Source organism: bacterium (genome assembly GCA_035691305.1).
Lineage (GTDB): Bacteria > Sysuimicrobiota > Sysuimicrobiia > Sysuimicrobiales > Segetimicrobiaceae > DASSJF01.
The window spans coordinates 1-25623 of the sequence record DASSJF010000046.1 but is presented as its reverse complement, the minus strand read 5'-3'; the positions used below and the strand labels follow the sequence as shown (position 1 = coordinate 25623).

Below are 25623 nucleotides of genomic sequence, written 5' to 3'. Positions count from 1 at the left end.
CCTCTCGGCGCGCGCTACGCGGGCGACGCGGACGCGACGGGATAGTCCTCGTCTGCCAACGCCGCTTTGAGACCGTCGAGGCCGACGGACGTCTCGTCGTACGCCACACGCACTTCCTTGGCCGCGATGTCGACGTCGACCGTGCCCACGCCGCGCAGCTTACCCAGGGCCTGCTTGACCGTCCGCTCGCAGTGCTCGCATGAGATGTCGGGCACGCGCAGGACGACGTTCGTCATCGTAACCCACCTCCGACGACGCCCGCGCGGAAGCCCCGCAGCCGGAGCGCGTTGGAAACGACGCTCACGCTGCTCATCGCCATCGCCGCCGCGGCCAGCATCGGACTCAAGAGCACGTGCAGCAGTGGATAGAGGGCGCCCATCGCGACCGGAATCAACACGACGTTGTACGCGAATGCCCAGAACAGCCCCTGCCGGATCACGGCCACCGTGCGGCGCGACAGCGTGATCGCCACGGCGATGTTGCGCACCCCCCCGCCCACCAGCGTGACGTCGGACGCGGCCATGGCGACGTCGGTCCCCGTCCCGATCGCGATGCCGAGATCAGCCTGGGCCAGCGCCGGCGCGTCGTTGATGCCGTCGCCCACCATCGCCACCACACGCCCCTCCGCCTGGAGTGCCTTCACCTTCTCCGCCTTCTGGCGCGGTGCGACCTGCGCCATGACGCGCGCGGGATCGATGCCGGCCGCGGCGGCGATGGCCTGCGCCGGCAGAGAGTGGTCGCCGGTGAGCATCCAGACGTCGAGCCCGAGGCCCTTGAGCCGGTCGACCGCATCGCGCGCGTCCGGCTTCAGCCCGTCGGCGACGCCGATCACACCGGCGGCGCGGCCGTCCAGCGAGACGAACATCGGCGTGGCGCCGGTTCCGGCCACGCCGGTCGCGCGGTCCTCGAGGCCGTCAAGCGCCGTTCCCAATTCGTCCATGAAGGCGCGCGTACCGAGCGCCACGCGGCGGCCCTTGACGACCGCCGTGACCCCGCTGCCCGCGACGGCCTCGAATCGCTCCGAATCTGGGATCTCGAGGTGCTGCGCCCGCGCGTAGGAAACGATTGCCTCGCCGAACGGATGCTCCGAGCCGCGCTCGGCCGCGGCCGCGAGCCGGAGGAGGTCTCTCTCCTCCACCCCGGCCGCCGGCAGCACCCGGACTACCTCGGGCCTGCCGGCCGTGAGCGTACCGGTCTTGTCGAGCACCACGGTCGTGACCCGCTGCGCCCGCTCCAGCGCCTCGCCGCCCCGAATCAAGATGCCGAGCTCGGCCGCCCGGCCGGTGCCGGCGACGATCGCCGCGGGCGTGGCAAGCCCGAGGGCGCACGGACAGGCGATGATCAGGACGGCGATCGTGGCGGTAAGCGCGAAGGTGAGACGCGGCTCCGGTCCCACGAACATCCACGCCGCGAAGGTCAGCGCGGCGAGGACGAGGACTGCGGGCACAAAGACGCCGGCGATAGTGTCGGCCAGCCGCTGGATCGGGGCAGACGACGCCTGGGCCTCCTCGACGAGACGGACGATCTGCGCCAGCGCGGTGTCCCGGCCGACCTTGGTCGCGCGGAAGACGAACGACCCTGTCGTGTTGATCGTCGCGCCGATTACCGCGTCCCCCGGCGCCTTGTCCACCGGGACGCTCTCGCCCGTGAGCATGCTCTCGTCGACGGCGGAGCGGCCCCCAGTCACCACCCCGTCGACCGGCACCTTTTCGCCCGGCCGGACGCGGATCTCATCGCCGGGCACCACCGCGTCCACCGGCACGTCCCGTTCGGCGCCGCCGCGGACGACCCGCGCCGTCTTCGCGCGCAGGCCTGCGAGCGCCGTGATCGCCGCGCCCATGCGCGTCATCGCGCGGCGCTCCAGCCAGCGGCCGAGCAGGATGAGGGCGATGATCACGACCGCGGAGTCATAGTACAGCTGCCGCGGGAAGCCCCAGCGCCCGGCGAGCGACGGCCAAAGCGTGACGAAGGCGCTGTACCCGTACGCGGCGCCGGTCCCGACCACGATCAGCGTGTCCATGGTGGCGGTGCCGTGCCGCGCCGCGGCCCACGCGGCGGCGTAGATCGGCGCGCCCGCCCAGAACTGCACGACCGACGCCGCGATCAGGAGCACGGGCGACCAGAGCGCCATGTCGAGGCGCAGCGGCAGATACATCAGGACCATCATCGCGGCGCCGATCACGAGGCTCGTGGTCCACCGCGCCCGCAGACCGTCCGCTTCGCGCTGTCCCGCCTCGCCGGCCGCCGCGGACGCGCCGGGCTCGGACGCGCCGCCCGGGTGGAGCGGGGCGGGCACGGCGTATCCGGCGCGCGAGACCGCGTCGCCGAGCTGCGTCACCGTGGCCACGGATGGATCGAACACAACGCGCGCCTTCGCGGCGGCCAAGTTGACCGCCGCGTCGCGGACGCCGTCGACGCGGCGGAGCGATTTCTCGACTCGGCGGACACAGGAGGCACACGTCATCCCTTCGATCGGGAGGTCGACCGTGGCGGTGTTCGGGGCGGATCCGGACGTCATCGGGGCGAGGCTACGACGCGGTGCGGTCGCCGATCGGCCGCGCGCGATGCTCGAAGACCTCGAGCAGCTCCGCGATCGCCCGCTCCCGCTGGCGGGGGTTGTCCGAACGGATCGCCGACGTCACGCAGTGATTGAGGTGGCGTTCCAGCAGCAGCGCGGTGGCCTTATCGGCGGCGCCCTGTACGGCGCGAATCTGCTTGATCACGTCCACGCAGTACCGGTCCTCGTCGACCATGCGGACGACGGCGCGCCAGTGTCCCTCGATGCTGCGCAGCCGCGCGAGGATCAGCGCTTTCGCGCGGGGATCCAGCCCGGTGACCGTCCGTGGCATCGCTCGGCACCTCCCTCCCCCAGTAGGGGGGGACATGCTCTAGGATAGGGCGTCCGCGCCGGCCTGTCAACGCCGGGGCGCGTGCCGCTTATGCTAGGATGGAGGCAGCTCTGGTGGTCTTCGGGGGGAAAAGCCGGATGTCGCCTGCGCATGTAGGGCTGGCCGGGGCAATCATGCTCGCGTGGGGGCTGCCGCTCACCGCCCTCACGCTTCACGTACTGCGCGTCACGGACGAGGTGCAGCATCTGATCGCGGGATCGTTCCTCGCCTTCGGTTACGGGCTGCTCGCGATCCCCCTGTTGCACTGGCTCGCGTTCTGAGCCGACGCCGGCCGAGCGCCGGTCCCCGCGGACGAGCACAAAAATCAGAGCCGGCGTCCTGACGGAACGCCGGCTCGAACTTTTCTTCCGCGGTACGCGGTTACGCCGGCTGCAGCGCGGCGAACGCCGGGTCCGACGCGATGTGGCGGACCGAATACTCCGACCCCCACCCGTTGGGCACCCGGCCCTCGTCCGCCGGGTCGAGCCACATCACGCCATCCACCGAGAAGCAGTACACCGTGCGTCCCGGCGTCAGGTAGACCGTGACGGCCCACTCGCCGCCGGCGGCCTTCCGCATCTTGTGGACGGCCGGGTTCCAACCGTTAAAGGAGCCGATGACCGAAACAGTTCGTGCGGCAGGGGTCAGGCGTGCGGGAAAACGAAACGTCACGGGAATCAGCGTAGCCATGGGTCACCGTCCGAGAGATTCCTTACCTCAATATCTTCCCTGGGCCGTCTTAAAGTCAAACATGACAACGGCTAAATTTGGGCTATTTTTATTCCCTCAGGTCCCGCAAGATACACCACGTTCGCGATGCCGACGAACAGTCCGTGCTCGACCACGCCGGGCATGGCATCGAGCGCGGCGGCAAGCCCCGACGGGTCGTCGATGACCCCGCACACAAGTTCTATGATCGGGTTGCCGTTGTCTGTGGTGAAGGGCCGCCCGTCGCGCATGCGCACGTGCGCCTCCCCACGGGGAACGAGGCCGGCCAGGGCGCGCGGTATCCAGGCGACGGCAAACGGCAGGACCTCCAGCGGGACGGGAGCCGTCAAACGCTCGACCGCTTTGGTGTAGTCGGCGATGATGGCGACCCGCTTTGAGGCCGAGGCGACGACCTTCTCCCTCGCGTGGGCGCCGCCGCCGCCCTTGACGATGGCGAGCGACGGGTCGACTTGATCCGCCCCGTCGATTGCGACGTCGGGCGCGGCATCGAGCGGGACGAGCGGAACCCCGGCCTCACGCGCCAGTGCGGCCGTCCGTTCGGACGTCGGCACCCCCAGAAGCCGCCACCGGTCCTCGCGAATCCGCCGGCCGATCTCCTGTATCGCGTACGCCGCGGTAGACCCCGACCCGAGACCCACGAGCATCCCGTCGCGAACTTCAGCGGCGACCGCGGCAAGAGCGGCGTCGCGCTTGAACCGTCCCACCGATTCCCGGGCGTCCCGGCTCACAGCTTGTAGCCGAACTTCCGCAGAAGTTCGCGCCGCGCGTGCACGTCGACCGGCCCTTCGACGCCGAGCGGGGGCTGGCCGTCGATTACGCCGAGGACGCCGCGCCCCTGCTCCGTCTCGGCCACCACGACCTCGAGCGAGTTCGCCGTGGCGCAGAAGATCCGGCAGACCTCGGGGACCTGCCGGATGACACCGAGCACATTGATCGGGAACGTGCCGTCTAGGAAAATAACGAACGCGTGTCCGCAGCCGAGCGCGCGTGCCGCGCGCGTCGCCAAGTCGACGAGCGGCTGCGCGGTTCCGCTCGCGCGGATGAGGCGCGGCCCGCTGGCTTCGCAGAAGGCGAGCCCGAAGCGGATGCCGGGAACGGCGCCGGCTAGGGCTTCATGCAGGTCATCCGCCGTCTTGATGAAATGCGATTGACCGAGGATCACATTGAGCCCGTCCGGGTTCTCCACCCGAATCACGTGCGTTTCCATGAGTGCCTCCGCGAACCCGCCTCGCCCGCGCTCCGGCGCGTCGTCTGCTTCACCCGTTGGGAGTGGCATTCCTTGGTCGGCGTCGAAGTGTCCAACGAGTTCGAAGGGAGGCTTGGAGATGAATGCCACGCTGCGGTGGGAAGGCGGCATGCGGTTCGGGGGAGTCGCGGAATCCGGCGGGAAGCTGACGCTCGACGCCCGGCCGGAGCACGGCGGCACCGGACAGGGGCCGTCGGCGATGGAGACGCTGCTACTCGCGCTCGCCGGCTGCACCGGCATGGACGTCGTCTCGGTCCTCGGCAAGATGCGCGCGCCCTTCGAGGGGTTGGAAATCCGCGTCTCGGGCGACCGCCGCGACGAGCATCCGCGGATCTTCACACATATCCGGCTCGAGTACGTTTTCCGAGGCGGCGCCCTCAAGCCCGAACAAGCGGGCCGCGCGGTCGAGCTAAGCCAGACGACGTACTGTTCCGTGTCCGCGATGCTTCGGGCGAGCTCTGACCTGACGTACACCTGGCGGATCGAACCTTAGCCCCTAGCCGAGGAGCCGGCCCCGCGGGAACCGGAACCCCGCCGGGGCCCGGCCGGCGACGTGCACCTCGACCGCCTCCACTCCGACCGTCACGAACGCGTAGGCTGCGGCGGGCTCGCCGCCGGTGTATGCCGTGTCGACGAGCGAGCCGACCGTCACGTAGGGAATCCCGCCGATCTCCGACGCGCGCGTCCAGTGGAGGTGGCCCGAGAACACCGCGGCGACCTCCGGAGCGCTCTCCAGCGCCGCGCGCACCTCGGCGCGGTTCTCCGCGGCGGCGATCGACGGGTGGCCGGCAAAATAGTGGTGGCCCTCCAGCGCGGGCTCGTCCAGCGGATGGTGCCCGAAGATCAGACTTGGCACGTGGCGCGCCGTCAACGAGGCTCGTACCCACTCGAGCTGGGCGGCGCCGATCGAACCTCCGACGCGCTCGACCGAAGGATCGAGAGTATCCAACAGCACAAGCCGCGCCTCATCGAGGTCCACGGTCTCTGCCGCCCAGCCTTTCTTGACCGCGGCCAGGGCCTCGTGCTTCGGCAGCCGTTCTAAATCTGTGTTGCCGAGAACATGGTAGACCGGAACGCCCGCCTCTTCCAGGCGCCGCCGCACGTACCGCTCCCGCACCGCGTCCTGCCCGGCCGCCACGCTGTTGACGCGGTCGCCGAGGTCGACGATGCAGGCGGGCCGCGCCGCGCGCATCGCGGCGATGAAGCCGTCGAGCAGCGTGGGCACGCGGCTGCCCGGCAGGACGTCCCGGTCCGGGCCGCAGTGGATATCGGCGATGACGCCGATTCGGATGCCGTTCGTGCTGCGGCTAACCCTGGGCGCTGAAGACGATGACCGCCCGCAGCGCCAACTCGCCGGCCAGCACCACGAACGCGAACACGGACGCGCTGCCGCGTGCGCGCTCCGGGCGACCGAACGCCAGGAGGGGTGGAATCAGCCCGATAAGGACGATCAGCCACAGTCCGATCCACGGAACGCGCAACACTATCGAAAGGCTGCCGGCCGCCGCCAGCGCTGCAAAGAGCAGAAGGATCCAGATGAGCTCGAGCAGCGCGAAGTAGCCGTCCGCCGCGTGCAGCCGCGCGTCCGTGCCCGCGGACCCCGCGTCTCTGCGCGCCGTCGCCGCCAGCAGCGCCGCCGCCCCGCTCAGGCTGGAGGCAAGAAACAGGCCTCCGAGGGTCCACGTGTCGCTCCAGAGGGGCTGGTTCGAGACGCTGAGCAATACGCCGGTATACGAAGCGACAAACAGACCGAAAAGTCCGCCGGCCGCGACGAACCACCGGCCGCCGCCGGGACCGGGCCGCCGCCCCAACGCGCTCACGAACGAGACGAACGAAAAGATCCCGAAAATCAACAGCGCCCAGGCGCCGACCGACATCGGGTTCCAGTAGTGAAAAATGAGACCGCCCTGCCCCGGCGTTGTGGCGACCAGCATATGGTAGAAGCGGAGCGGCTGCCCGAGGTCGATCGTAAGCAGAATCGGGCAGACGACGAGGATCGGAAAGGCCCAAAGGAACGCCGTGCGCGCGACGCCTTCGTCCGCGGGACGGCCCCACAGCCGCAGCCCCGCCCCGAGCGCGTACAGCCCGCCCGTGATACCGGCAAAAAAGAAATACCCGAGGATGTACCAGCCCCACTCAGGCGGCCGGACGAAGTGCTCGGCCATCACGATGTCCTCCCCTCCGCCGCGCCGTTTCCGCCGTGGGCCCCATTCATCCGCCGGTCGCGGAACGCGACCACCGCGGCAACCGCGCCGAGGAGCGCGGTCGCCACGACGCCGAAGTAGCCGGGCTTGTTGTTGCGGCGCGGCAGCACCGCGTTCTGCCGGTCCGGCAGCCCGTACGTTTCCGGTTTGTCCATCAGCAGAAAGAACGCGTTGAGCCCGCCGTACACTTTGTCGTCGCGGCCGTAGAGCTGCGCCTGCGCGTAGCCTTGGTCGTGCAGTGCCGCGAGCCGCGCGTCGGCGCGCTTCTGCATCTCGGACAGCGGTCCGAACTGGATCGACTGAGTCGGACACGCTTGCGCGCACGCCGGGGTCATGCTGTTCTGCAGCCGATCGTAGCAGAACGTGCATTTGTGGACCGTCCCGGTCCTCGCGCTGAATCCGATGACGCCGAACGGACACGCCGAGATGCAGTAGCGGCACCCGTTGCAGACGTCCTGCTGAATGAAGACCGTGTCGTACTCGGTGCGAACGATCGCGCCGGTCGGGCAGACCTCCATGCAGCTCGCGCGCTTGCAGTGCTTGCAGACGTCGGAGAGCATGAGCCACGCGGCGCCGTTGCCGGTCTGGACCGGCTGGTCGTCCATCCGCTCGATGAACTGGACGTGGCGCCAGTTCTGCTCGTCGAGCGCTCCCGTGTTGTCGTAGCCGTCCATGAACTTCGGCTTGTCGCCGGGGAGATGGTTCCACTCCTTGCAGGCGACCTCGCAGGCTTTGCAGCCGATGCAGACGCTCGAGTCGGTGAAGAAACCGACGGCCTCAGGCATCGCTCACGCCCCCATCAGGTTAGGTACGACTTTGGCGAAACCGCGATCGGCGGCGTAGAGATCAAGCGGGATCGCCGCCAGTTCGTCGACCACCGGCACGGCGCGCGGCGCGCGGCCGAGGTCGACCGAGACGAGATACCTGGCGCACGTCGTGCACGCGTCGATGCGCAGGTGGGGAAAGCGCGGGCCCGCGTCGGGCGCGGCCGGCTCGGGGCGCCCGCGGAGGCCGCGCACCGTGCTGCCGGATAGCGTGCGCTCGTCCGTGCCCTCTTCGGCCAGCACGGTCATCCTGGACGTGTCCTGCTCCCCGCATGCGGCGCAGGTGAGGCGCGGGTACGCCCACACCCTCGCGCAGCGCGAGCATAACAGCGATCGCGGCCCGGCAGCCAGCGACTCCGGCGGCGCCGCGACGTACGAGAGCTGCGGGAGGCCCCCGCACACCGGACAGTGGCGGTCGTCCCGCGGCCGATCGAAGCCGGCCGCACGGCACGCCTCCCCCGCCCGGGCGCCGAGTGCCTCGAGAACGGGCCCGGCGGCGGCGCGGGCGAGGTAGCGCTCGGCCGGCGCCTGCTCGCCGCCGGCAAGCCACCGCCGGATCATGTCCGCGCCTTCGGACGGTGCGCGGGCGAACTGCGCGCAGACGATCTCGGCAAGCGACTTCGGCCCAGCCGCCGCGGTCGCGTCGATGATACCGGGAAGCACGCGCGCGGCGGCGTACGCCGGGACATCCCCGGCGGCGGGCGCATCGACCCGAGCCGCGGACCACGCCGGCTCCTGCACGTCCAGAAGCGCCCGGTAGAGCGCGAGCGGCTCCCGCGCGAACGGGTACCGCGCGCGCAGCGCGTCGGCGCGCCCGCGCCGGGCGGCCCAGGGCGCGGCGAGCGCCGCCGGAACGCTCATCCCAGGCGCTCCAAGTTGACGAGGAACGCCTTGAACTCGGGCGTCCGCGCCGTCGCGTCGCCGACGAACGGCGTCAGCACGTTGGCGAGCCAGTACTGCGACTTCTCGGGATGCTGGTCCGCGGCGAGACCGACGAACCCCCAGTGAATCGGCACCCCGATCTGCCAGATCCGCTTTCCCGTCACCTGAAGCGGACCGAGGCGCTTCGTGACCATGGCACGCGCCTCGACCTTGCCGCGCTTCGACGACACGCGGACCATGTCGCCGTTCTTGATGCCTTTCTCCTTCGCCAGCCCGTCCGGGATCTCGACGAAGGCTTCCGGCTGCAGCTGGACCAAGTGCTCGACCCACTGCGTGACGTAGTGCTCGTGTTCGGTCAGCCGGTACGTCGTGCAAACGTACGGGTACTCGTCGGGCGTTCCGAACCGGTTTGGGCGGCCCGCCGCCTGGTCGTAGTAGTACGCGACCGGGTCCTCGGACTGCCCCGGGTGCAGCGGGTTCTTGACCGGCGACTCGACCGGCTCGTAGTGCTCGGGGAACGGGCCGTCGAGCGGCGTGTTGCTGAACAGCCGCCCCGTGCCTTCGCCGGTCATGATGAACGGCGACCACGCCTTCGGGTCGTTCGGATTCATCGTCGGCGGGTAGTCCGGCACGTCGCCGACCCAGCGCGTCCCGTCCCACTGGATTCCCGGGCGGCTCGGATCCCAGGGTTTGCCGTCGAGATCCGCCGACGCGCGGTTGTACATCACACGCCGGTTGAGCGGCCAGCTCCACGCCCAGTTCGGGTAGAATCCCATGCCGGTCGGGTCGTTCTTCTTCGGATCCTGGATGCCGTCGCGGCGCTTCATCAAATTGCCGCTCTCAGGGTAGCTGCCGGTGTAGATCCAGTCGCCGGCGCTCGTCGTGCCGTCGTCTTTGAGCGCGGCGAACGTGGCGAGCCGCTTCCCCGTCGTGAGGTCGCGGCCGTTGATCTCCTGCGCGATCTCGTCCGCCTCCGGCTGGATCGAATTCTTGTAGTTCATTTGGAGGTGGAGGACCGGGTCCGGAAACTTGCCGCCCTCCTTCTGGTAGAGGGCTTTGACCCGGGCGAAGATGTCCGCCATGATCCAGTGGTCGTGGCGCGATTGCCCCTGCGGCGGGATCACCTGGTCCTTCCACTGCGACCAGCGGCCGCTGTTGACGAACGAGCCGTCCTTCTCGATCCAGTGCGTCGCCGGGACCATGAAGACTTCGGTCTTGACATCGGACGCGGTCATGCCCGGTCCGTGCCAAAACTCGGAACTTGTGGTAGGAAGCGGGTCCATCACCACGAGCCACTTGAGGTTGGCCAGGGCCTGCAGGACCTGGTTCGAGTCGGGACCGATGCTCGTCGCGGTCATCCCGTTGAGGATGACGCCCTCCATCTTGCCCCGCAGCGCCTGATCGTAAATCGAGATCCACGACGAGTTGGCGCCCGGCTTCGGGATGTAGTCGAAGGCGTACTCGTTGGCCTTGGTCGCGGCGTCGCCGTACCACGCCTTGAGCAGGCTGACCATGAACTTCTTGTAGTTGGTGCCGAAGAAGTTCCAGGAATTGGGATCCGATTTCTTCGGCGCCCTCTCTTTCACGTAGTCGTCCAAGTTCTTCTCGCCGGGACCCGGGATCGCAAGATAGCCCGGCAGGATTTCCCAGGAGATCGCGTGATCGGTATTGCCCTGGATGTTCGCGTGGCCGCGCTCCGCGTTCATGCCCCCGCCCGGCCGGCCCATGTTGCCGAGCAGCAGTTGCAGCACGGCGCCGGATCGGATCAACTGCACGCCGGTCGTGTGATGGGTGAGGCCGACGGCGTACACGATCGTCATGACCTTGTCGGGGCGGCCCATTTCGCCGACCATGGCGGCGACCTTCAGGAATTCGTCCTGCGGGATGCCGGTGATCGACGACACCATCTCCGGCGTGTAACGCGAGTAGTGCGCCTTGATCAACTGGAACACCGAGCGCGGATTCTGCAGGGTCATGTCGCGCTTGGCCATGCCCTTGTCGTCCGCGTCATACGCCCAGGTGGCGATGTCGTACGAGCGCTTGGCCGCATCGTATCCGGAGAAGAGGCCGTCGTGGAACCCGTAGTCCTCCTTCACGATCCAGGACGCGTTCGTGTAGTGCCGGACGTACTCATCGTGGAAGAGCTGGTTCTGGAGCACGTAGTTGATCAGGCCGCCGAAATAGGCGACGTCGGTGCCGGTGCGGATGCGCAGGTACGTGTCGGCGAGCGCGGACGTGCGCGTGAACCGCGGGTCGACGTGGATGATCTTCGCCCCGCCGCCCTTGCCGGGGCCACGCTGCGGGTCCATCTTGGCGCGAACGAACCACTGGAAGCCCACCGGGTGCGCCTCCGCGGGATTCGCGCCGTTGATCATGATCAGATCGGCGTTCTTGATGTCTCTCCAATGGTTCGTCATCGCTCCCCGTCCGAACGTGGCGGCCAGACTGACCACCGTGGGGCCGTGTCAGCATCGGGCCTGTTGTTCTATGTAGACGGTGCCCAGGCCGCGCATCACCTTGGTGGCGAGATAACCCTCCTCGCTGCTGAAGGCGGCGCCGCCGGCGAAGGCGATGCCTTCGCAACGGTTGACGGTGTTACCCTTCGCGTCTTGGGTCACGAAGGTCCGGTCGCGGGAGTCCTTGATGAGACGTGCGATACGGTCCAGCATGAAGTCCCACGACACCGGCTTCCACGCCGCGGCACCCGGCTCGCGGTACAGCGGCTGCTCGACGCGGCTGCTGGACGTGGCGATCGACATCGCGCTCGCGCCTTTCGGGCAGAGCCGGCCTTCGTTCACGGGGCTGTCGGGGTCGCCCTCGATCTGGAGGATCTCCACACTGCCGTCGGCGCGCTTCTGCGTGAACGCAATCAGCGAGCACCCGACGGCGCAGTACGGACAGAGGGAATGCGACTCGGTGGCGCCCGAGATGTGGAGCTGCTGCTTGACCTGCGTGGCCTCGGCAAGGTCGAAGCCCAGCGCCGAGATCGCCGCGGAGCCTGCGCCGGCGCCGGCCAGCTTGAAGAAATCGCGACGGGTCACAGTGGTCATCGCGCGCGCCTCCTCGGTAGGATCAGAGCAACGAAACGGCTCGGACGGACGCACGAAGGGACAAACTGGAGACGCCGATTTTCGGGAACCACGAACGGGCCCGAAGCCGCACGGCGTTCTCCCCAATCAGAACGTCCGTCACGTCGACGTAAGTTTTGGGCTTACTTCCACAAACCTCTCGGGCATCCTCTGCCGGGAGGTGCGGGCCGGCCGACTGTCCTGGTTCGGGGGAGGCCCGGGGAACGACGTGGAAACACGGGCCGTGGCGGCACGGGGCGCCCCGGGCGCAGACCTGCAGGACGTCGTGGAACGGTTGCTGGCCGCGGCGCGCCCGCTTTCGCCCGAAACTGTTTCGGTCTGGCGGGCGGCCGGCCGGATCCCTGTGGCACGCCTCCGCGCGCCGGTGGCGGTACCGCGAATCCGGCGGGCGGCGATGGATGGCTACGTGTGTCACGATGCCGACGTCGCGCATGCCTCGGACACCCGCCCGGTCGCGTTGCGCATCACCGGCTCGTCGGTAATGGGAGAGCCGCCCGGGCCGGGGCCGGCGCGCGGCGAAGCGTGGGCGATCACCACCGGCGCCCCGGTTCCTCGGCGCGGCGACCGTGTGCTGCCGATCGAAACGGTGCGCGCCGAGGGCGCGGCGCTGCATTTGGATCGGGAGCCGCCTAGGAAGCGGAACGTTGCCGACCCCGGCGAGGAGATCCAGCCGGGCGACGTACTGGCCGCCCCGGGGGAGCCCATTCCACCGGCGGCGTGCGGGGCGCTCGCCGCCTGCGGGGTGGCCGACGTCTCGGTTCACCGGCGCCCCCGCGTGGCGCTGGTGGCCACCGGGAGTGAGCTCGTCGAGTTGGCCGCGGGCGCTCCGCCTCCCCCGCCGGGCTGCATCATCAACAGCAACACCGTCACGCTCGCGGGCGAATTGGCCGCCGCCGGCTGCGAGGTGGAGTACCGCGGAATTCTTCGGGATCGCCCGCGCGACATCGCGCGTGCGTTCTCGGCGATGCGCGACCGGTACGACGTCGTGCTGTCGACGGGCGGCGTTTCCGTCGGCCGCTACGATCTGGTCCACCGCACTTGGCTGGACCTAGGCGCGCGGCGCTACGCCGGCCGCGTCGATTTGAAGCCCGGAGGACCGTTCTTCGCGGCGCGGGCCGGGCGGACGTGGGCGATTGGGCTGTCCGGCTCGCCGGTCGCGTGCCTCGCCGCGTTCCACCTGCTCGTTCGTCCGCTGCTGCGGCGGCTGGCGGGCGCGCGGTTCGCCGTCCGGCCGGTCGAAATGATGGTCCTCGTCGACGGGACAACTCGGCCGGTGGACCGGCTGCGCGCGTTGTGGGGGCGAACCGACGAACGCGACGAACACACGGTGCATCTGCTCGCGGACTCATCGCTCGGGCGCCTCACGCTGCTTGCGGCGGCAAACGCTCTCGTGCTGCTGCCCGGCGGCACGCCGGCGCTCGCGCCGGGCGCCCGCGTGGGCGTGATGCGTCTCACCCGCCCTGAAGACCGCGAGTATTTCCGGATTCCCACGGCGGCACCGGGCCCTCTGGTGATCGGCCTCGTCGGGGCGTCGGGAAGCGGCAAAACCGCGGCGGCGGCGGGACTCATCAGCCGGCTTACCGCCCGCGGGTTCCGCGTCGGCGCGATCAAGCATGCGGCGCACGGTTTTCAGATCGACCGCCAGAAGAGCGACAGCGCGCGCATGGTGGAAGCGGGCGCGGTCCGCGTCGCCCTCGCGGGGCCGACAGAAACCGCGGTGCGCATCGCGGGCGAGATCCAGTTCGCCTCCCTGCTCCGCGGATTCACCGCGGGAGCGCAGGACGCGCCGGACGTCATCCTCGTCGAAGGCTTCGGCACGGCGGGACATCCGGTCGTCCTGATCGGCCGGCCGAAGCCTGGTGCCGTCGCGGGTGACGGCGGGGCATCGGAGCCGTGGATGACCATCCCGGCGGCCACCGTGCTGTCGGAGCCCGCGTTCGAGAAGACGCTGGACCGAGTCACCGCGAGAATCGTCGCGCTATTGTCGTCGGCGGTCGCCGTGCGCGGCTAAGATACACTCCCGCTTGACTCCGGGCACGGCCATCGGCTCACCGTGTTGTGTTGACTTCGGCAGTATAATATGTGGGCGCCGATCCGTAGGCAGCGGCAGGTGGGCGCGATTTCCGACTTGGAGGTGAGGAATGACCCGCAAGGCGGCACGTGGGCGTAAAACGGCGACTCGGACCCGGACGAGTTCGGCCCGGAGTCAGGCCCGGACGTCCACCCGGACCGGCCGAAAGACCTCCAGCGCCCGCGCCTCGAAAATCGCGACTCCCACCACCAAGCGCGGCGCCGCCCCCGCCGCCGGCCGTCAGGTCCAGGCCGTCGAGGCGGAGACGATGCACGAGCCGGTTCCGACCGCGCAGCACGAGGACGACGAAGACATGGACTGGCTCGGCGAGGACGAGGATCCGCGCAGCCAGATCGTGGAAGACGAAGACGAGTGGGAGCCCGCCGGCGACGACGAGTGGTGACCCGCCGTTCCTAAGAACAGCCGAATACTAGATATCCGCCGCGCCCTCTAGCGCCTTCCCGCCACCTCGGCGTGCCGGCTGAAGCGCGGCATCACGTCGCGTGCGAGCAGCTCCATCGAGCGCCGCCAGAGCTCCGGCCTGTCCCAGTCGTGGCCGGTCATGAGCAACGTGCCGAAATGACCGATCTCGTCCCGCAGCGCTACGAGCTGATCGAGGACGCGCTCGGGGCCGCCGGCGATAACCTGCGCGCGCTTGATTCCGTCAACGGTCACGGCGTCGTCCGGCATCGTGGGATCCGGCTTGATCATGAACAGCGCCTTTCGGCCGAGGCTGAAGCTGTGCCGGAAGAACGCATAGTAGTACGACATCCCGTTTGACGGATCGGCGAGGTATTCGTCCGCCTCCGCGTCAGAACCGGTCACGAGTATGCAGCGCGCGACGCGCCAGACGGCCGGGTCGGGCCGCCGGCCCGCGGCCTCGCAGCCTTCCGCATACCGTTCCCAGTGTCCCCGCAGATACCGCTTGTTAAAGAAGTTGCCGGAGATCGGGATCCAGCCGCGCTCGCCCGCGACCCGGGCGCTCGCGGAGTTCGGCGTGACGAGCGAGAGCGCAATCGGAGGGTGCGGTCGCTGATACGGCTTCGGCATCCAGCCTACCTTAAAGTCCGGCCAGATGCCGTCCTTGATCGAAATCGACCAGGTGCGGCCGCGCAGATCGTAGGGCGGGTCTTCGCGCCAGATCGCGAGGATCATCTCGACGGCCTCCGCGACCATGCGGACGCGCGCCTCCGCGTCGGTGACCGAGAACGCTTCGAGATCGCTCACGAGTCCGCCGGAGCCGATGCCCATGACGAAGCGCCCGCGGCAGAGATGGTCGAACTGCGCGACGCGGCCGGCGACGATCAGCGGGTGCGCCTGCGGCAGGTTGAGCACGCCGGTGCCGAAGCGAATCGTCCGGGCGCGATCGACCAGCGTGGAGAAGAACATCAGCGGATCCGCGATGCGCTCGCTCCACGACGTGAAATGCTCGCCGACGTATGCTTCGGAGAACCCGAGCGCGTCCGCGAGCGCCACGGCTTCGCGGTCCTCATCAAGAATCACGGCGTAGTCCCGGCTCGGATGGTGGAACGGCATCGTAAACAATCCGAGATGAACGCCCATCGGCGGCCTCCGGAACAGCACCTGGCTCATGGTTCACAAGCCGGCTGCGGGATTCCCTCCGCGAGTGTCCCCCATCCGGACGGCCACCACGGCGCCGGACAGGAACGTCAGCCTTGACGATTCCAAAGCTGATCAGAAACGAGCAGGCTGAACTGCGCCAGGTTCGCACCGGGACCGAGCCGCGCCGCAGCGGGCCGGGCATCCTCGGGACAAGATGCGGGCGTCAGGACTGAAGGGCGTCCCGGAGCCGGGCGAGGTCTTCCGGCGTGTCCACGTCCCATCCCTCGTCCGCGGCGAGCGGGACTTCGGTGACCCAGCCGGGGTGGCGCGCGGCGAGCCGCCGCGCCCCGCTGTCGCCGGTGAGCGCCGCCGCCTCCGGGAAGAGCGCTCGGCCGAACAGCGCGGGCGCGCCGGCCACCTCGCCGTACCGCGACAGCACCATCGGCTTGCCGGTCGTACGGTAGGCGTCGATCAGGCGGCCGATCGCCGCCGCGCCGACGCGCGGCTGATCCCCGAGCAGGATGACCGCGGCCTCGCAGTCCGGCGGGAGGGCCGTGATCCCGGCCGCCAGCGACGTCGCCATCCCCTCGGCGTAGCGCGGGTTCTCGACGACGCGCGCCCCGAACGGCTCCGCCTCCCGCCGCACCTCGGCGGCGTTCGGCCCGGCGACCACCAGCACCCCGTCGCAGGGCGACGCTGTCGCGGCGGCGAGCACGTGGGCAAGCAGCGTCCGGCCGCCGAGGCGCAAAAGCACCTTCGGCTCGCCCATCCGTGTGGCGCGGCCCGCGGCGAGGACGACCGCCGCGATCACGTCAAACGCGCGCGTGAATGGGGCCGCCGCGCTCGCGCAGCGACGAGACGCGCCGGCCGTTGTGAATGGCGAGGATTTCCGCGAGGATGCTGAGGGCGATCTCCTCCGGGGACTCGGCCCCCAGGTCGATGCCGACCGGCCCGAACAGCCGGGCACGCTGGCCGTCCTCCACCGGGACGCCCTCGCGCGCCAGTTCTTTCAGCAGCCGGTCGGTGCGCGCGCGGGGACCGAGCAGGCCGATGTACCGCGCCGGCGTCTGGAGCAGGGTCCGCAACAGCGCCCGGTCGTGCAGGAAATTGTGCGTCATCACCACGACAAACGTGTGCCGGTCGATCCGAACCTTCTTCGGTACGTCCGCGTCGTCGGCGAGCGCCACCTCATCCGCGAGCGGGAACCGCTCGCGGGTCGCAAAGGCCGGCCGGCTGTCGGCCACCATCACCCACCAGCCCAGCTCGCGGGCCAGCCGGACGACCGGCAGGGTGTCGTGTCCCGCCCCGCAGATCAGCAACGGCAGCGGCGGCACCAGCACCTCCACGAACACGTCGGCCGGCCCGCGCGAGCTCTCGAGCGCCACCAGGGTGGAGCGGTGCGCGTCGAGTTGAGCGCGCGCCGCGGCCACGGCCGCGGTGTCGAGCGCCGAATCGCCGAGCGATCCCTCCGGCGCTCCGTCCTCCGGCAGATAGACGCGGGCGCCGGGCGTGAGCCCGTCCGGACCCGCGACCAGCGTGGCCAGCACGAGCGTCCGCCGCTCGTCGATCGCGCGGCGGAGCCGCGCCGGCAGATCGCCCGGCACCGGCTCGATCAGGACGTCGATCGCGCCGTTGCAGCCGAGCCCGAGGCCCCAGACCGCGTCGTCGTCCGAGGTGAGGTCGTACTGTGCGAGCCGCGGGCGGCCCGACGCGAGCACGTCGCGCGCGATCTCCGCGATGTCACCTTCGAGGCAGCCGCCGCTGACGGAGCCGACCGTGCCGCCGTCGGCACGGATCAGCAGGCGCGCCCCTTCGCGCCGGTACGTCGAGCCGCGAACCCGAATCACCGTGCCGAGCGCGGCGCGCTCACCGCGCGCCTGCGCCTCGGCCAACGCGTCGAGGATGTCCCTGAGTTCCTTCATGCCAGCCCTCCCCGGCTCGCCAGCGCGCGGATGATCGCGCGGCGCACCGATCCCCTGCCGTGCGCCCCGCGCGGCCGCCGCAGATGCCGTTCGAGCACCCGCAGGCTCGCGAGATTGTGCGCGGACGCGAAGACGTCGACGAACGGCAGCGCCGCGGCCATCCCCTGCGTGACCGGCTCGTAGCCGGGGCTGCCGAGCAGCGGATTCAGCCAGATCACCTTGCCGGCACGCTCGCGCAGCACCCGCATCGCCGAGATCAACACCTCGAGGTCGCCGGTATCCCAGCCGTCGCTTGCGATCACGACGATCGTGCGCCCGTCGATGAGCGCGCCGTACTGCTCGTTGAAGCTCCGCAGCGATACTCCGATTTTCGTGCCGCCCGACCAGTCAGGCACGTGCCGCGATGCCTCGGCGAGCGCCTGGCGGATGTCCCGGTGGGCGAGGGCGTCCGTCACGCGCGTAAGCGACGTGCTGAAAAAGAACGACTCCACGCGGCCGACGACGCCCTGCAGCGCGTAGACGAACTGCACGAGAAAACGGCTGTAGACGTCCATCGAGCCGCTGACGTCGCAGAGCAGGACAATGCGCACCTTGCGGATCTTCCGCCGCCGCCAGACGAGCGCGGCCGGGTCGCCGCCATACTGCAGGCTGCGCCGGATCGTGCGCCGGAGGTCGACCCGCTCCCCGCGGCGGGCCGCGCGCATCCGGCGCGAGAGACGCATCGCGATGCGGCGGGCGATCCGCATGATCAGCTCGGTGATCTCTTCGAGATCGTCGGCGGAGAACGCGCTGAAGTCTTTGGAGGCGCGCACCTCCGCAGGGCTGTAGGCCGGCACGGACCGTTCGTCCTCTGACGGACTGCCCTCTTCCGCCCAGTCCGTCACCGTGAGCTCGCCGCGCGAGCTCTCGGGCGCCGTCTCGGCGAGATCGGTCTCGGCGCCTTCCTCGTCCTGGCCCGGCATCACCGGCCCGAACGCCGGCGCCTGCCAGAACCGCTCGAACTCTTCATCGAACGCCGGCAGATCCTCGGCCCGCGAGCACAGGACGGTGCGGAGAGCGAGCCGGACGGCTTCGCGGTCGGCGAGATCGATCGCCTCGAGCGCGGTCAGCGCGAGCCCGGTTTCCGCGGGCCCCACGAGCAGCCCGCGCGCGCGCAGCCGGCGGCCGAACAGCGTGAGGTTCGCGGCGAGACTGCCGGGCCGCGTCCATCTCACCGCGGCGCCGCCGGCCGGACCGTCTTCGGGGAGCGGCAACGCGGGCCGCATGAGATCAGCGCTGGGGAAGCTGCGCTGCGAGCGAGGCGGCTCGCTCCGGCGTCCAGCCATCGCCGCTCGCCTCCACGGTTTCCACCGCGTCGAGGATCGGTCGGAGGAACTGGCTCTTCACGCGGACGAGGTCCTCCTGGTCCTTGCAGATGCAGCCGAGGGTTTCCGTGATCGCCTGTGGGTCGAGGTGGTCGCGGTGCAGCGCCATAAGCGCCGCGCTCCAGTCGAGTGTCTCCGCCACGCCCGGCACCTTATCGAGCGGCGCGTGACGCACCAGCTGCATGAAGCCGCAGATCTGCCGGGCAAGGCGCTCGTCGATGCCCGGCACCCGCTCGTGGACGATGCGGAGCTCTTTGTCGAAGTTCGGGTAGTCCATCCAGAGGTACAGGCAGCGGCGCCGCAGGGCGTCGCTCAGCTCGCGCGTGCGGTTGCTCGTGAGCACGACGTAGGGGACCTGCCGGGCGCGGATCGTGCCGATCTCGGGAATGCTCACCTGAAAGTCCGACAGCACCTCGAGCAGAAACGCCTCGAACTCCTCGTCCGCCCGGTCGACCTCGTCGATCAGCAGGACCGGCGCGCGCTCCGCCGTGATCGCCTGCAGGAGCGGCCGTTTCAGCAGAAACGGCTCGCTGAAGATCAGCGACTCCTTCTCTTCAACCGGACGGCCGGTCGCCTCTTCGAGCTTGATGCGGAGCATCTGCCGCTGGTAGTTCCATTCGTACAGCGCGGTGTGGACGTCCAGGCCCTCGTAGCACTGCAGCCGGATCAGATCGGTGCCGATCGCCTGGGCCATCACCTTGGCGACCTCGGTCTTGCCGACGCCGGCCGCGCCTTCGATGAGGAGCGGCTTGTGCAGCACCACGCTCAGGTGCACCGACGTCGCAAGTTCCCGGTCGGCGATGTAGCCCTGCCGCGCCAGGATCTCGACGATCTGGGGGATGCCCCCGAAGCCCTCCGGGTACCGCACCGCCTGTGCCACCGCGCCCTCCGCGCAGACGAGATTCGACCGGGTCAACCGGCTCATAATAACATAACGTGGCACGGCCCGAAGATCGTCCCGGCGCCGCCGCGGCGGCGGTCGAGCGGGCATCGGCTCTTCGCCCGATCCGTGGTCCGCTGCCGGACCGATTGCGGACCTCCACCCCGCGGGGGACGATGCGGTCGGAGCGGCAAGCAGGCCGAACTGTTGCGGAGGGCAAGGCATGGCACTGCAGACGCGCTATGGATTTGGCACGGCGGTGAATCTCGCCTATCCGGAGGCGGTGGCACGGACGATCGAACTCCTGAAGGAAGAAGGGTTCGGCGTCTTGACCGAGATCGACGTCCAGAGGACGCTGAAGGAAAAGCTCGGCGCGGAGTTTCGCCGGTACGTCATCCTCGGCGCCTGCAATCCCCCGCTGGCGCACCGCGCCCTCCAGGTAGAACGCGAGATCGGGCTCGTCCTGCCGTGCAACGTGATCGTGTACGAAGAGTCCGGCGGCTCCGTCGTGTCCGTGATGGATCCGATGCCGGCGCTGGGAATGGTCGGGAACGAAGCGCTGCGGCCGATCGCCGAAGAAGCGTCGGCGCGGCTGCATCGGGTGGTCGACAAGCTCGGGAAAGCCTGAGCCAGACGCGCGCGCGGCGAAGTCCGAGTGCCACAACCGCCAGTCGAAGGCGGCTGCTCGCCCACGCCCGCCGCGGTTCCTGCTAGACTGGTCCCGCCGGCATGACCGTGGTGGTGTACGGGAAACCCGACTGCTCCCTCTGTGACAAGGCGACGGCGATTCTCGAGCGTCTCCGCGCGGAATTCCCCCACCGGATCGAACATATCGACATCACACAGAACGCCGGCCTGTTCGAGCGATACCGCTATCGCATTCCCGTCGTCGTGGTCGACGGACGGGAGATCGCGAGCGGCATCGTTACCACGCCGGCGCTGCGCGCCGCCCTCGGCCGGCTCCCGCGGGCCTGAGCCGTCTCGCGGACGGTCGCGCCCGCCCGCCGCTTGCTCAGGCAGCTCCATCGCGCGCCACGCCGGATCGCATGATCGGCTTTTCCCTGCCGTGCGGGGCCCGGCGCGACGACATGCGCGGGTGCTTCGTTTTCGTGAAGCCCGCCGGCGCGTCACGCGCGAGACCGGCCGAGGAGAATCTCCCACGCCTCGATCCGGACAAGCCGCAGCATCTGAGCGGGCACCCATGGATCCTCGGCGAACCGTGATTCGATCGCCGCTTCGCTCTCGGCTTTGACGAGAAAGAGAAACCGCAGGCCGTCGCCGACCGGCCCGCCGAGCACGATGAACCCCTCGTCGGCGAGGGCGTCCATGAAGGACGCGTGCGCGTCCCAACCGTCCTGCCGGCGCATCGGCCGCGACCGGTCCCACACGGGCCCCGGCTCGCGAAGCACGGCGAAGAAGCTCATCGCGCGGGATGCCTGCGGCGCGCGGTACTGCCGGCGGCGAGGCGGTGCTTGAGCGCTCTCGGCAGCTGCTTGAGCCGGTACTCGAGTCGCAGCGCGGCGCTCAGCGTAGGCACGCGCCACAGCGCGACGATCCGCATGGGGCCCCGGCCCCGCGTATAGCGGGCACCGCGGCCCCGGCGGTGCGCGGCGAGGCGCCGCACCGGGTCGAGGGTCCATCCAACGTAGTAGGTGCGGTCGCCGCAGCGAAGCAGATAGACGTAGTGCGTGCGGCGCGGCCGCGTCGCGGGAGTCACGCCGCAAAGTTCGCGCCACTATAGGAATCCCCTCCGAAGCCATCGAAGGGCAGACTACCCTATGCGTTCGCACGCCGCATGAGTACGCGCTATCTCGGCGCGCGCATCGCGCGCAACGAGGACCCCCGCCTGCTGACCGGACGCGGCCTCTTCGTCGACGACGTGCAGATCCCCGGGCTTGCGCACGGCGCGGTCCTGCGCAGCCCGCACGCGCACGCGCGGCTGCGCCGGGTCGACGTGCGCCGGGCGCGGGAAGCGCCCGGCGTGCTGGCGGTGTACACCGCGGCCGACCTCGGCCCGCTGAACGGCCCCCTGCCGAAGCTGATCCCGCATCCCGCGCTCACACACCACAAGACGCAGTATGCTCTCGCGCCGCGGGTCGTGCGCCACGCCGGCGAAGCGGTCGCGTTCGTCGTCGCGGAGAGCCGCTACGCCGCCGAAGACGCGCTCGACCTGATCGACGTCCACTACGAACCGCTCCCCGCGGTCGCCGCGCTGGAGGCGGCGGCGGCGCCGGGCGCGCCCCGCGTCCACGAAGACATGGACTCGAACGTCGCCGCCCGCTACACGCAACGCGTCGGAGACGTCGAGGCGGCGTTCGCGCGCGCCCCGCACCGGTTCGGGGAGCGGCTTGTGCTCGACCGCGGCACCGCCTCGCCGATTGAGACGCGCGGCGTCGTCGCCGCGTGGGACGCCCGCGCGGGACGGCTCGACATCTGGGACAGCACGCAGGCGCCGATCCCGATCCGCAACGGACTTGCGCGAATGTTCGGGCTCTTACAGGAATCCGTGCGCGTCGTCGCGCCGGACGTCGGCGGCGGCTTCGGGCCGAAGGTCATGATGTTCTACCCGGAGGAAATCCTGGTCCCGTGGGCCGCGATGCGGCTCGGCCGGCCGGTGAAGTGGATCGAAGACCGGCGCGAGCACTTCGTCGCGACCAACCAGGAGCGGGAGCAGATCCACGACGCGGAGATCGCCGTCGACGCGGACGGCCGCATCCTGGGCGTGCGGACGGTGTTCCTGTACGACGCGGGCGCCTACAACCCGTACGGGCTCATCGTGCCGATCGTCGCGAGCACGACGCTGCCCGGGCCCTACCGCCTCCCCGCCTATCACTGCGAGTTTCAAGCGGTGTTTACGAACAAGACGAGCGTGAGCCCCTACCGCGGCGCCGGGCGGCCGCATGGGGTGTTCGTGATGGAGCGCCTCCTGGATCGCGTGGCGCGCGAGCTCCGCCTCGACCGCGCCGAGGTGCGCCGCCGCAACCTGATCCCGCCCGACGCCTTCCCGTACGACGTCGGGCTCATCTACCAGGATCAGGCGCCGCTGCGCTACGATAGCGGCAACTACGCCGCCTGCCTCGACCGCGCGCTCGAGATGATCGACTACGCCGGCTGGCCGGCGCGGCAGCGGGCGCTGCGCGCCGAAGGCCGTCACGCCGGGCTCGGGATCGGCTGCTACGTGGAAGGGACCGGCATCGGGCCCTACGAGGGCGCGCGGGTGACCGTCGAGCCGTCGGGCCGCGTCGCCGTGGCGACCGGCGTCGGCACCCAGGGCCAGGGCCACGCGACGTCTTTCGCCCAGCTCGCCGCCGACGCGCTCGGCGTGGAGCCGAAGCACGTGATCGTGCACACCGGCGACACGGGGCTGTTCGGCTGGGGCACCGGAACGTTCGCCAGCCGCGCCGCGACGGTCGCCGGGAACGCCGTCGCGCTTGCGGCCAAGGCCGTGCGCGAAAAGGCGCAGCTCGTCGCGGCCGGCATCCTGGAAGCCCCGGCCGCGGAGATCGAGCTCGCACACGGCGCCGCGTTCGTGCGCGGGGTACCGGCCCGCTCGATTCCGCTCGGCGAGGTGGCCCTCGCCGCGAATCCGCTCCGGTTCGCGATGCCGGCGGAGTGGGACGGGCCGGGCCTGGAAGCGATCCGCTATTTCGCCCCGCCGCAGGGCACCTTCGCGAACGGCGTCCACGCCTGTATCGTCGAGGTGGACCCGGACACGGGCGCCCTGCGATTCCACAAATACGTCGTCGTGCATGACTGCGGCCGGGTGATCAACCCGACGGTGCTCGAAGGCCAGATCCACGGCGGCGTGGCGCAGGGCCTCGGCGGGGCGTTCTGGGAGCAGCTCGTCTACGACGAGCAGGCGCAGCCGCTCAGCACGACGTTTATGGACTACCTCTTGCCGACGGCGGCGGATCTGCCGCCGATCGAGGTCGACCACCTCGAGACGCCCTCGCCGCTCAACCCGCTCGGTGTGAAGGGCGCGGGCGAGGCCGGGGTGATTCCGGTGCCGGCGGTGCTGGCGCAGGCGCTCGACGACGCGCTCGCGCCGCTCGGCGTCCGCATCACCGCGATGCCGCTCAACCCGAGCCGACTGGTTCAGGTCATCACCGATGCACGGAGGTCGCCATGAAACTCGACGGCACCAACACACTGCCCGCGCCGGTGGAGACGGTGTGGAAGACCATCAACGATCCGGAGGCGCTGCGCCGCTGCACTCCCGGCCTGAAGGAGCTCAAGCCGGCCGGCCCCGACCGGTATCAGGCCACACTGACGGTCGGCATCGCCGCGGTGAAGGGCACCTACGCCGGGACGCTCTCGATCACCGACAAGCAGCCGCCCAGGCACTACAAGATCGTGCTCGAGGGTTCCGGCGGAGCGGGCTTCATGAAGGGCGAAGGCACCGTCGACCTCGAGGCGCAGGGCAATGAGACGCTGCTGCGGTGGACCGGCGACATCCAAATCGGCGGCCTGATCGCCGGCGTCGGCCAGCGAATGTTGAGCGGTGTGGGCAAGATGCTGATCGGCCAGTTCTTCAAGTGTCTGGAGCAACAGTTCAGCGGCGCCGCCGCCGGCCCCGACGTCCCGGGACAGGGCGGCGAATGAAGCCGGCCGCGTTCGAGTACCACGCGCCCCGGTCGGTCGACGAGGCGGTGCGGCTGCTCGCCGTGCACGGGGACGACGCAAAGATCCTCGCCGGCGGGCAGAGCCTCGTGCCGCTCATGAACATGCGCCTCGCGCGCCCCAAGGTGATCGTGGACCTCAACCGGGTGCGCGGGCTCGACCGGCTCGGCGAGGCGCGCGGCGTCTTGAAGATCGGGGCGATGGTCCGCCAGCGCGCGGCGGAGCGGTCGGCGCTCGTCGCGGCGCGCTGCCCGCTGCTGCGCGACGCACTCGGCTGGGTGGGCCACCCGCAGATCCGCAACCGCGGCACGATCGGGGGCAGCATCGCGCACGCGGATCCCGCCGCGGAGATCCCCGCGGTCCTCGTCGCGCTCGGCGGCGAGGTGACGGCGCGGGGCCCGAAAGGTACGCGGACGATCCGTGCGGACGAGTTGTTCGTCACATACCTCACGACGGCCGTCGACGCGCGCGAAGTGCTGACCGAAGTGCGGATCCCGGCGACGCCGCGCGGCGCGGGCTGGTCGTGGATGGAGATCGCGCGCCGCCACGGCGACTTCGCGCTCGCCGGCGTCGGGGTGATGCTCGCGCTGCGCCGCGGGATGATCGCCGATGCCCGCATCGGGCTGACCGGCGTCGGGCCGGTGCCGGTCCGGGCCGGGGCGGCGGAACGCCTCTTGACCGGGTCCGCGCCGTCTGAGGAGTTGTGGCGGCGCGCCGCGGACGCGGTGCGCGGAGCGATCGAGCCGGACGGGGACCTGCACGCGTCCGCCGACTACCGGCGCCACGTCGCCGGCGTGCTGACCGTCCGCGCGCTGCGCGAGGCGCTCGGCCGTGCCGCCTCCTCCGGCGACGGCGCGAGCGGCCGGCGGACGGTGGCGTGATGGCACCCCGGGCCAACGGCGCGGGCGCGCCGCGCGACGTGACGGTGACGGTGAACGGCCGCGCCTACCGCGGGCGCGTCGAGCCGCGCAAGACGCTCGCGGACTTCATCCGTGAAGACTGCGGCCTCACCGGCACGCACCTCGGCTGCGAGCACGGCGTGTGCGGCGCGTGCACCATCCTCATGAACGGCGAAGCGGTGCGATCGTGCCTGCTGTTCGCGGTGCAGGCCGACGGCGCCAAGCTGCGGACGGTCGAAGGGCTGGCCGACGGGGACACCCTCCATCCGATCCAGCAGGCGTTTTGGGAGCATCACGGGCTGCAGTGTGGTTTCTGCACACCGGGCTTCCTGATGACGTCGGTCGCCTTTCTGCGCGACAACCCGCATCCGTCCGAGCGCGAGATCCGCGAGGGGCTGTCCGGCAATCTCTGCCGCTGCACCGGCTATCAGAACATTGTCAA

The 25623-nt window shown here is 70.1% G+C and carries 28 protein-coding genes; 10 read left to right on the top strand and 18 right to left on the bottom strand.

The genetic code is table 11. The annotated features are described in order from the left end of the window. Positions 1-14 precede the first annotated feature (14 nt). The 3 genes from VFL28_08485 to VFL28_08475 are packed head-to-tail and all read right to left on the bottom strand — an operon-like array spanning position 15 to position 2849. Positions 15-236 carry a heavy-metal-associated domain-containing protein gene (locus tag VFL28_08485; protein ID HET7264693.1) on the bottom strand — a complete coding sequence of 74 codons (222 nt, stop codon included), beginning with the start codon at positions 234-236 and terminating at the stop codon, positions 15-17. Beyond that, the gene (locus tag VFL28_08480; GenBank protein HET7264692.1) at positions 233-2518 is read right to left on the bottom strand and encodes a heavy metal translocating P-type ATPase; all 2286 of its coding nucleotides are present in this window, start codon (positions 2516-2518) and stop codon (positions 233-235) included. Before VFL28_08480 ends, VFL28_08485 begins: the two co-directional genes overlap by 4 nt. Before the next feature lie 10 nt (positions 2519-2528). Further along, on the bottom strand, positions 2529-2849 hold the full coding sequence (locus VFL28_08475) for a metal-sensitive transcriptional regulator (GenBank protein ID HET7264691.1): 321 nt from the start codon (positions 2847-2849) through the stop codon (positions 2529-2531). 137 nt (positions 2850-2986) lie between these two features. Here VFL28_08475 and VFL28_08470 point away from each other — a divergent pair, with 137 nt between their 5' ends. Beyond that, a complete protein-coding gene (locus tag VFL28_08470) occupies positions 2987-3169 on the top strand; it encodes a hypothetical protein (GenBank protein ID HET7264690.1) in 183 nt (60 codons plus the stop codon). Between the two features lie 100 nt (positions 3170-3269). Here the strand turns inward: VFL28_08470 and VFL28_08465 are convergent, their stop codons facing one another. The 3 genes from VFL28_08465 to VFL28_08455 all read right to left on the bottom strand — a co-directional run bounded on the left by VFL28_08465 (position 3270) and on the right by VFL28_08455 (position 4824). Beyond that, the gene (locus tag VFL28_08465; protein HET7264689.1) at positions 3270-3578 is read right to left on the bottom strand and encodes an isoamylase early set domain-containing protein; all 309 of its coding nucleotides are present in this window, start codon (positions 3576-3578) and stop codon (positions 3270-3272) included. Between the two features lie 71 nt (positions 3579-3649). After that, on the bottom strand, positions 3650-4321 hold the full coding sequence (rpiA, locus tag VFL28_08460; protein HET7264688.1) for a ribose-5-phosphate isomerase RpiA: 672 nt from the start codon (positions 4319-4321) through the stop codon (positions 3650-3652). A gap of 20 nt (positions 4322-4341) precedes the next feature. Beyond that, complete coding sequence (locus VFL28_08455; GenBank protein ID HET7264687.1) at positions 4342-4824, bottom strand: adenosine-specific kinase; 483 nt, start codon at positions 4822-4824, stop codon at positions 4342-4344. Between the two features lie 118 nt (positions 4825-4942). On the opposite strand from VFL28_08455, the gene VFL28_08450 reads away from it, so the two are divergent. After that, positions 4943-5356: an OsmC family protein gene (locus tag VFL28_08450; protein ID HET7264686.1), complete on the top strand. Its 414-nt coding sequence runs from the start codon at positions 4943-4945 to the stop codon at positions 5354-5356. Positions 5357-5359: 3 nt separating this feature from the next. On the opposite strand, the gene VFL28_08445 is transcribed toward VFL28_08450, so the two are convergent. From VFL28_08445 to fdnG, 5 genes are read right to left on the bottom strand one after another with little or no spacing between them, the layout of a single operon-like run. After that, a complete protein-coding gene (locus VFL28_08445; GenBank protein ID HET7264685.1) occupies positions 5360-6148 on the bottom strand; it encodes a metallophosphoesterase in 789 nt (262 codons plus the stop codon). A 22-nt stretch (positions 6149-6170) separates the two neighbouring features. Next, on the bottom strand, positions 6171-7028 hold the full coding sequence (gene nrfD, locus VFL28_08440; GenBank protein ID HET7264684.1) for an NrfD/PsrC family molybdoenzyme membrane anchor subunit: 858 nt from the start codon (positions 7026-7028) through the stop codon (positions 6171-6173). Continuing rightward, the gene (locus VFL28_08435; protein ID HET7264683.1) at positions 7028-7852 is read right to left on the bottom strand and encodes a 4Fe-4S dicluster domain-containing protein; all 825 of its coding nucleotides are present in this window, start codon (positions 7850-7852) and stop codon (positions 7028-7030) included. Before VFL28_08435 ends, nrfD begins: the two co-directional genes overlap by 1 nt. A 3-nt stretch (positions 7853-7855) precedes the next feature. Further along, positions 7856-8752: a formate dehydrogenase accessory protein FdhE gene (fdhE, locus tag VFL28_08430; protein HET7264682.1), complete on the bottom strand. Its 897-nt coding sequence runs from the start codon at positions 8750-8752 to the stop codon at positions 7856-7858. After that, positions 8749-11823 carry a formate dehydrogenase-N subunit alpha gene (fdnG, locus tag VFL28_08425; GenBank protein HET7264681.1) on the bottom strand — a complete coding sequence of 1025 codons (3075 nt, stop codon included), beginning with the start codon at positions 11821-11823 and terminating at the stop codon, positions 8749-8751. The genes fdhE and fdnG overlap by 4 nt, the downstream gene beginning before the upstream one ends. Positions 11824-12070: 247 nt before the next feature. On the opposite strand from fdnG, the gene mobB reads away from it, so the two are divergent. Next, positions 12071-13873 (top strand): molybdopterin-guanine dinucleotide biosynthesis protein B, encoded by a 1803-nt coding sequence (mobB, locus tag VFL28_08420; GenBank protein ID HET7264680.1) that lies wholly within the window; start codon positions 12071-12073, stop codon positions 13871-13873. 328 nt (positions 13874-14201) lie between these two features. Then, the gene (locus VFL28_08415; protein ID HET7264679.1) at positions 14202-14336 is read left to right on the top strand and encodes a hypothetical protein; all 135 of its coding nucleotides are present in this window, start codon (positions 14202-14204) and stop codon (positions 14334-14336) included. A gap of 47 nt (positions 14337-14383) precedes the next feature. Here VFL28_08415 and VFL28_08410 read toward each other — a convergent pair whose 3' ends face one another. The 5 genes from VFL28_08410 to VFL28_08390 all read right to left on the bottom strand — a co-directional run bounded on the left by VFL28_08410 (position 14384) and on the right by VFL28_08390 (position 19662). Further along, the gene (locus VFL28_08410) at positions 14384-15496 is read right to left on the bottom strand and encodes an LLM class flavin-dependent oxidoreductase (GenBank protein ID HET7264678.1); all 1113 of its coding nucleotides are present in this window, start codon (positions 15494-15496) and stop codon (positions 14384-14386) included. 223 nt (positions 15497-15719) lie between these two features. After that, positions 15720-16307: a nucleotidyltransferase family protein gene (locus tag VFL28_08405; GenBank protein ID HET7264677.1), complete on the bottom strand. Its 588-nt coding sequence runs from the start codon at positions 16305-16307 to the stop codon at positions 15720-15722. Between the two features lies 1 nt (position 16308). Next, positions 16309-17418, bottom strand: coding sequence for an XdhC family protein (locus tag VFL28_08400; protein ID HET7264676.1), 1110 nt, complete (start codon positions 17416-17418; stop codon positions 16309-16311). After that, on the bottom strand, positions 17415-18632 hold the full coding sequence (locus tag VFL28_08395; protein ID HET7264675.1) for a VWA domain-containing protein: 1218 nt from the start codon (positions 18630-18632) through the stop codon (positions 17415-17417). The genes VFL28_08400 and VFL28_08395 overlap by 4 nt, the downstream gene beginning before the upstream one ends. Before the next feature lie 55 nt (positions 18633-18687). After that, complete coding sequence (locus VFL28_08390) at positions 18688-19662, bottom strand: MoxR family ATPase (GenBank protein ID HET7264674.1); 975 nt, start codon at positions 19660-19662, stop codon at positions 18688-18690. Between the two features lie 223 nt (positions 19663-19885). On the opposite strand from VFL28_08390, the gene VFL28_08385 reads away from it, so the two are divergent. Together VFL28_08385 and VFL28_08380 are read left to right on the top strand one after the other, a co-directional pair. Beyond that, positions 19886-20290, top strand: a complete 405-nt coding sequence (locus VFL28_08385) for a DUF302 domain-containing protein (protein HET7264673.1) — start codon at positions 19886-19888, stop codon at positions 20288-20290. Positions 20291-20391: 101 nt separating this feature from the next. Beyond that, on the top strand, positions 20392-20637 hold the full coding sequence (locus VFL28_08380) for a glutaredoxin family protein (GenBank protein HET7264672.1): 246 nt from the start codon (positions 20392-20394) through the stop codon (positions 20635-20637). Between the two features lie 152 nt (positions 20638-20789). Here the strand turns inward: VFL28_08380 and VFL28_08375 are convergent, their stop codons facing one another. Together VFL28_08375 and VFL28_08370 are read right to left on the bottom strand one after the other, a co-directional pair. Continuing rightward, positions 20790-21086, bottom strand: a complete 297-nt coding sequence (locus VFL28_08375) for a hypothetical protein (GenBank protein HET7264671.1) — start codon at positions 21084-21086, stop codon at positions 20790-20792. Next, positions 21083-21379, bottom strand: a complete 297-nt coding sequence (locus VFL28_08370) for a GIY-YIG nuclease family protein (protein HET7264670.1) — start codon at positions 21377-21379, stop codon at positions 21083-21085. Before VFL28_08370 ends, VFL28_08375 begins: the two co-directional genes overlap by 4 nt. 78 nt (positions 21380-21457) lie before the next feature. Between VFL28_08370 and cutA the strand changes: the two genes are divergently transcribed. The 4 genes from cutA to VFL28_08350 all read left to right on the top strand — a co-directional run. Further along, on the top strand, positions 21458-23791 hold the full coding sequence (gene cutA / locus VFL28_08365) for an aerobic carbon-monoxide dehydrogenase large subunit (protein ID HET7264669.1): 2334 nt from the start codon (positions 21458-21460) through the stop codon (positions 23789-23791). Further along, on the top strand, positions 23788-24264 hold the full coding sequence (locus VFL28_08360) for a carbon monoxide dehydrogenase subunit G (GenBank protein ID HET7264668.1): 477 nt from the start codon (positions 23788-23790) through the stop codon (positions 24262-24264). Before cutA ends, VFL28_08360 begins: the two co-directional genes overlap by 4 nt. Next, complete coding sequence (locus VFL28_08355) at positions 24261-25163, top strand: xanthine dehydrogenase family protein subunit M (protein HET7264667.1); 903 nt, start codon at positions 24261-24263, stop codon at positions 25161-25163. Before VFL28_08360 ends, VFL28_08355 begins: the two co-directional genes overlap by 4 nt. Beyond that, the coding region (locus VFL28_08350) for a (2Fe-2S)-binding protein (protein HET7264666.1) at positions 25163-25623 on the top strand (461 nt) is incomplete at its 3' end. The genes VFL28_08355 and VFL28_08350, both read left to right, overlap by 1 nt.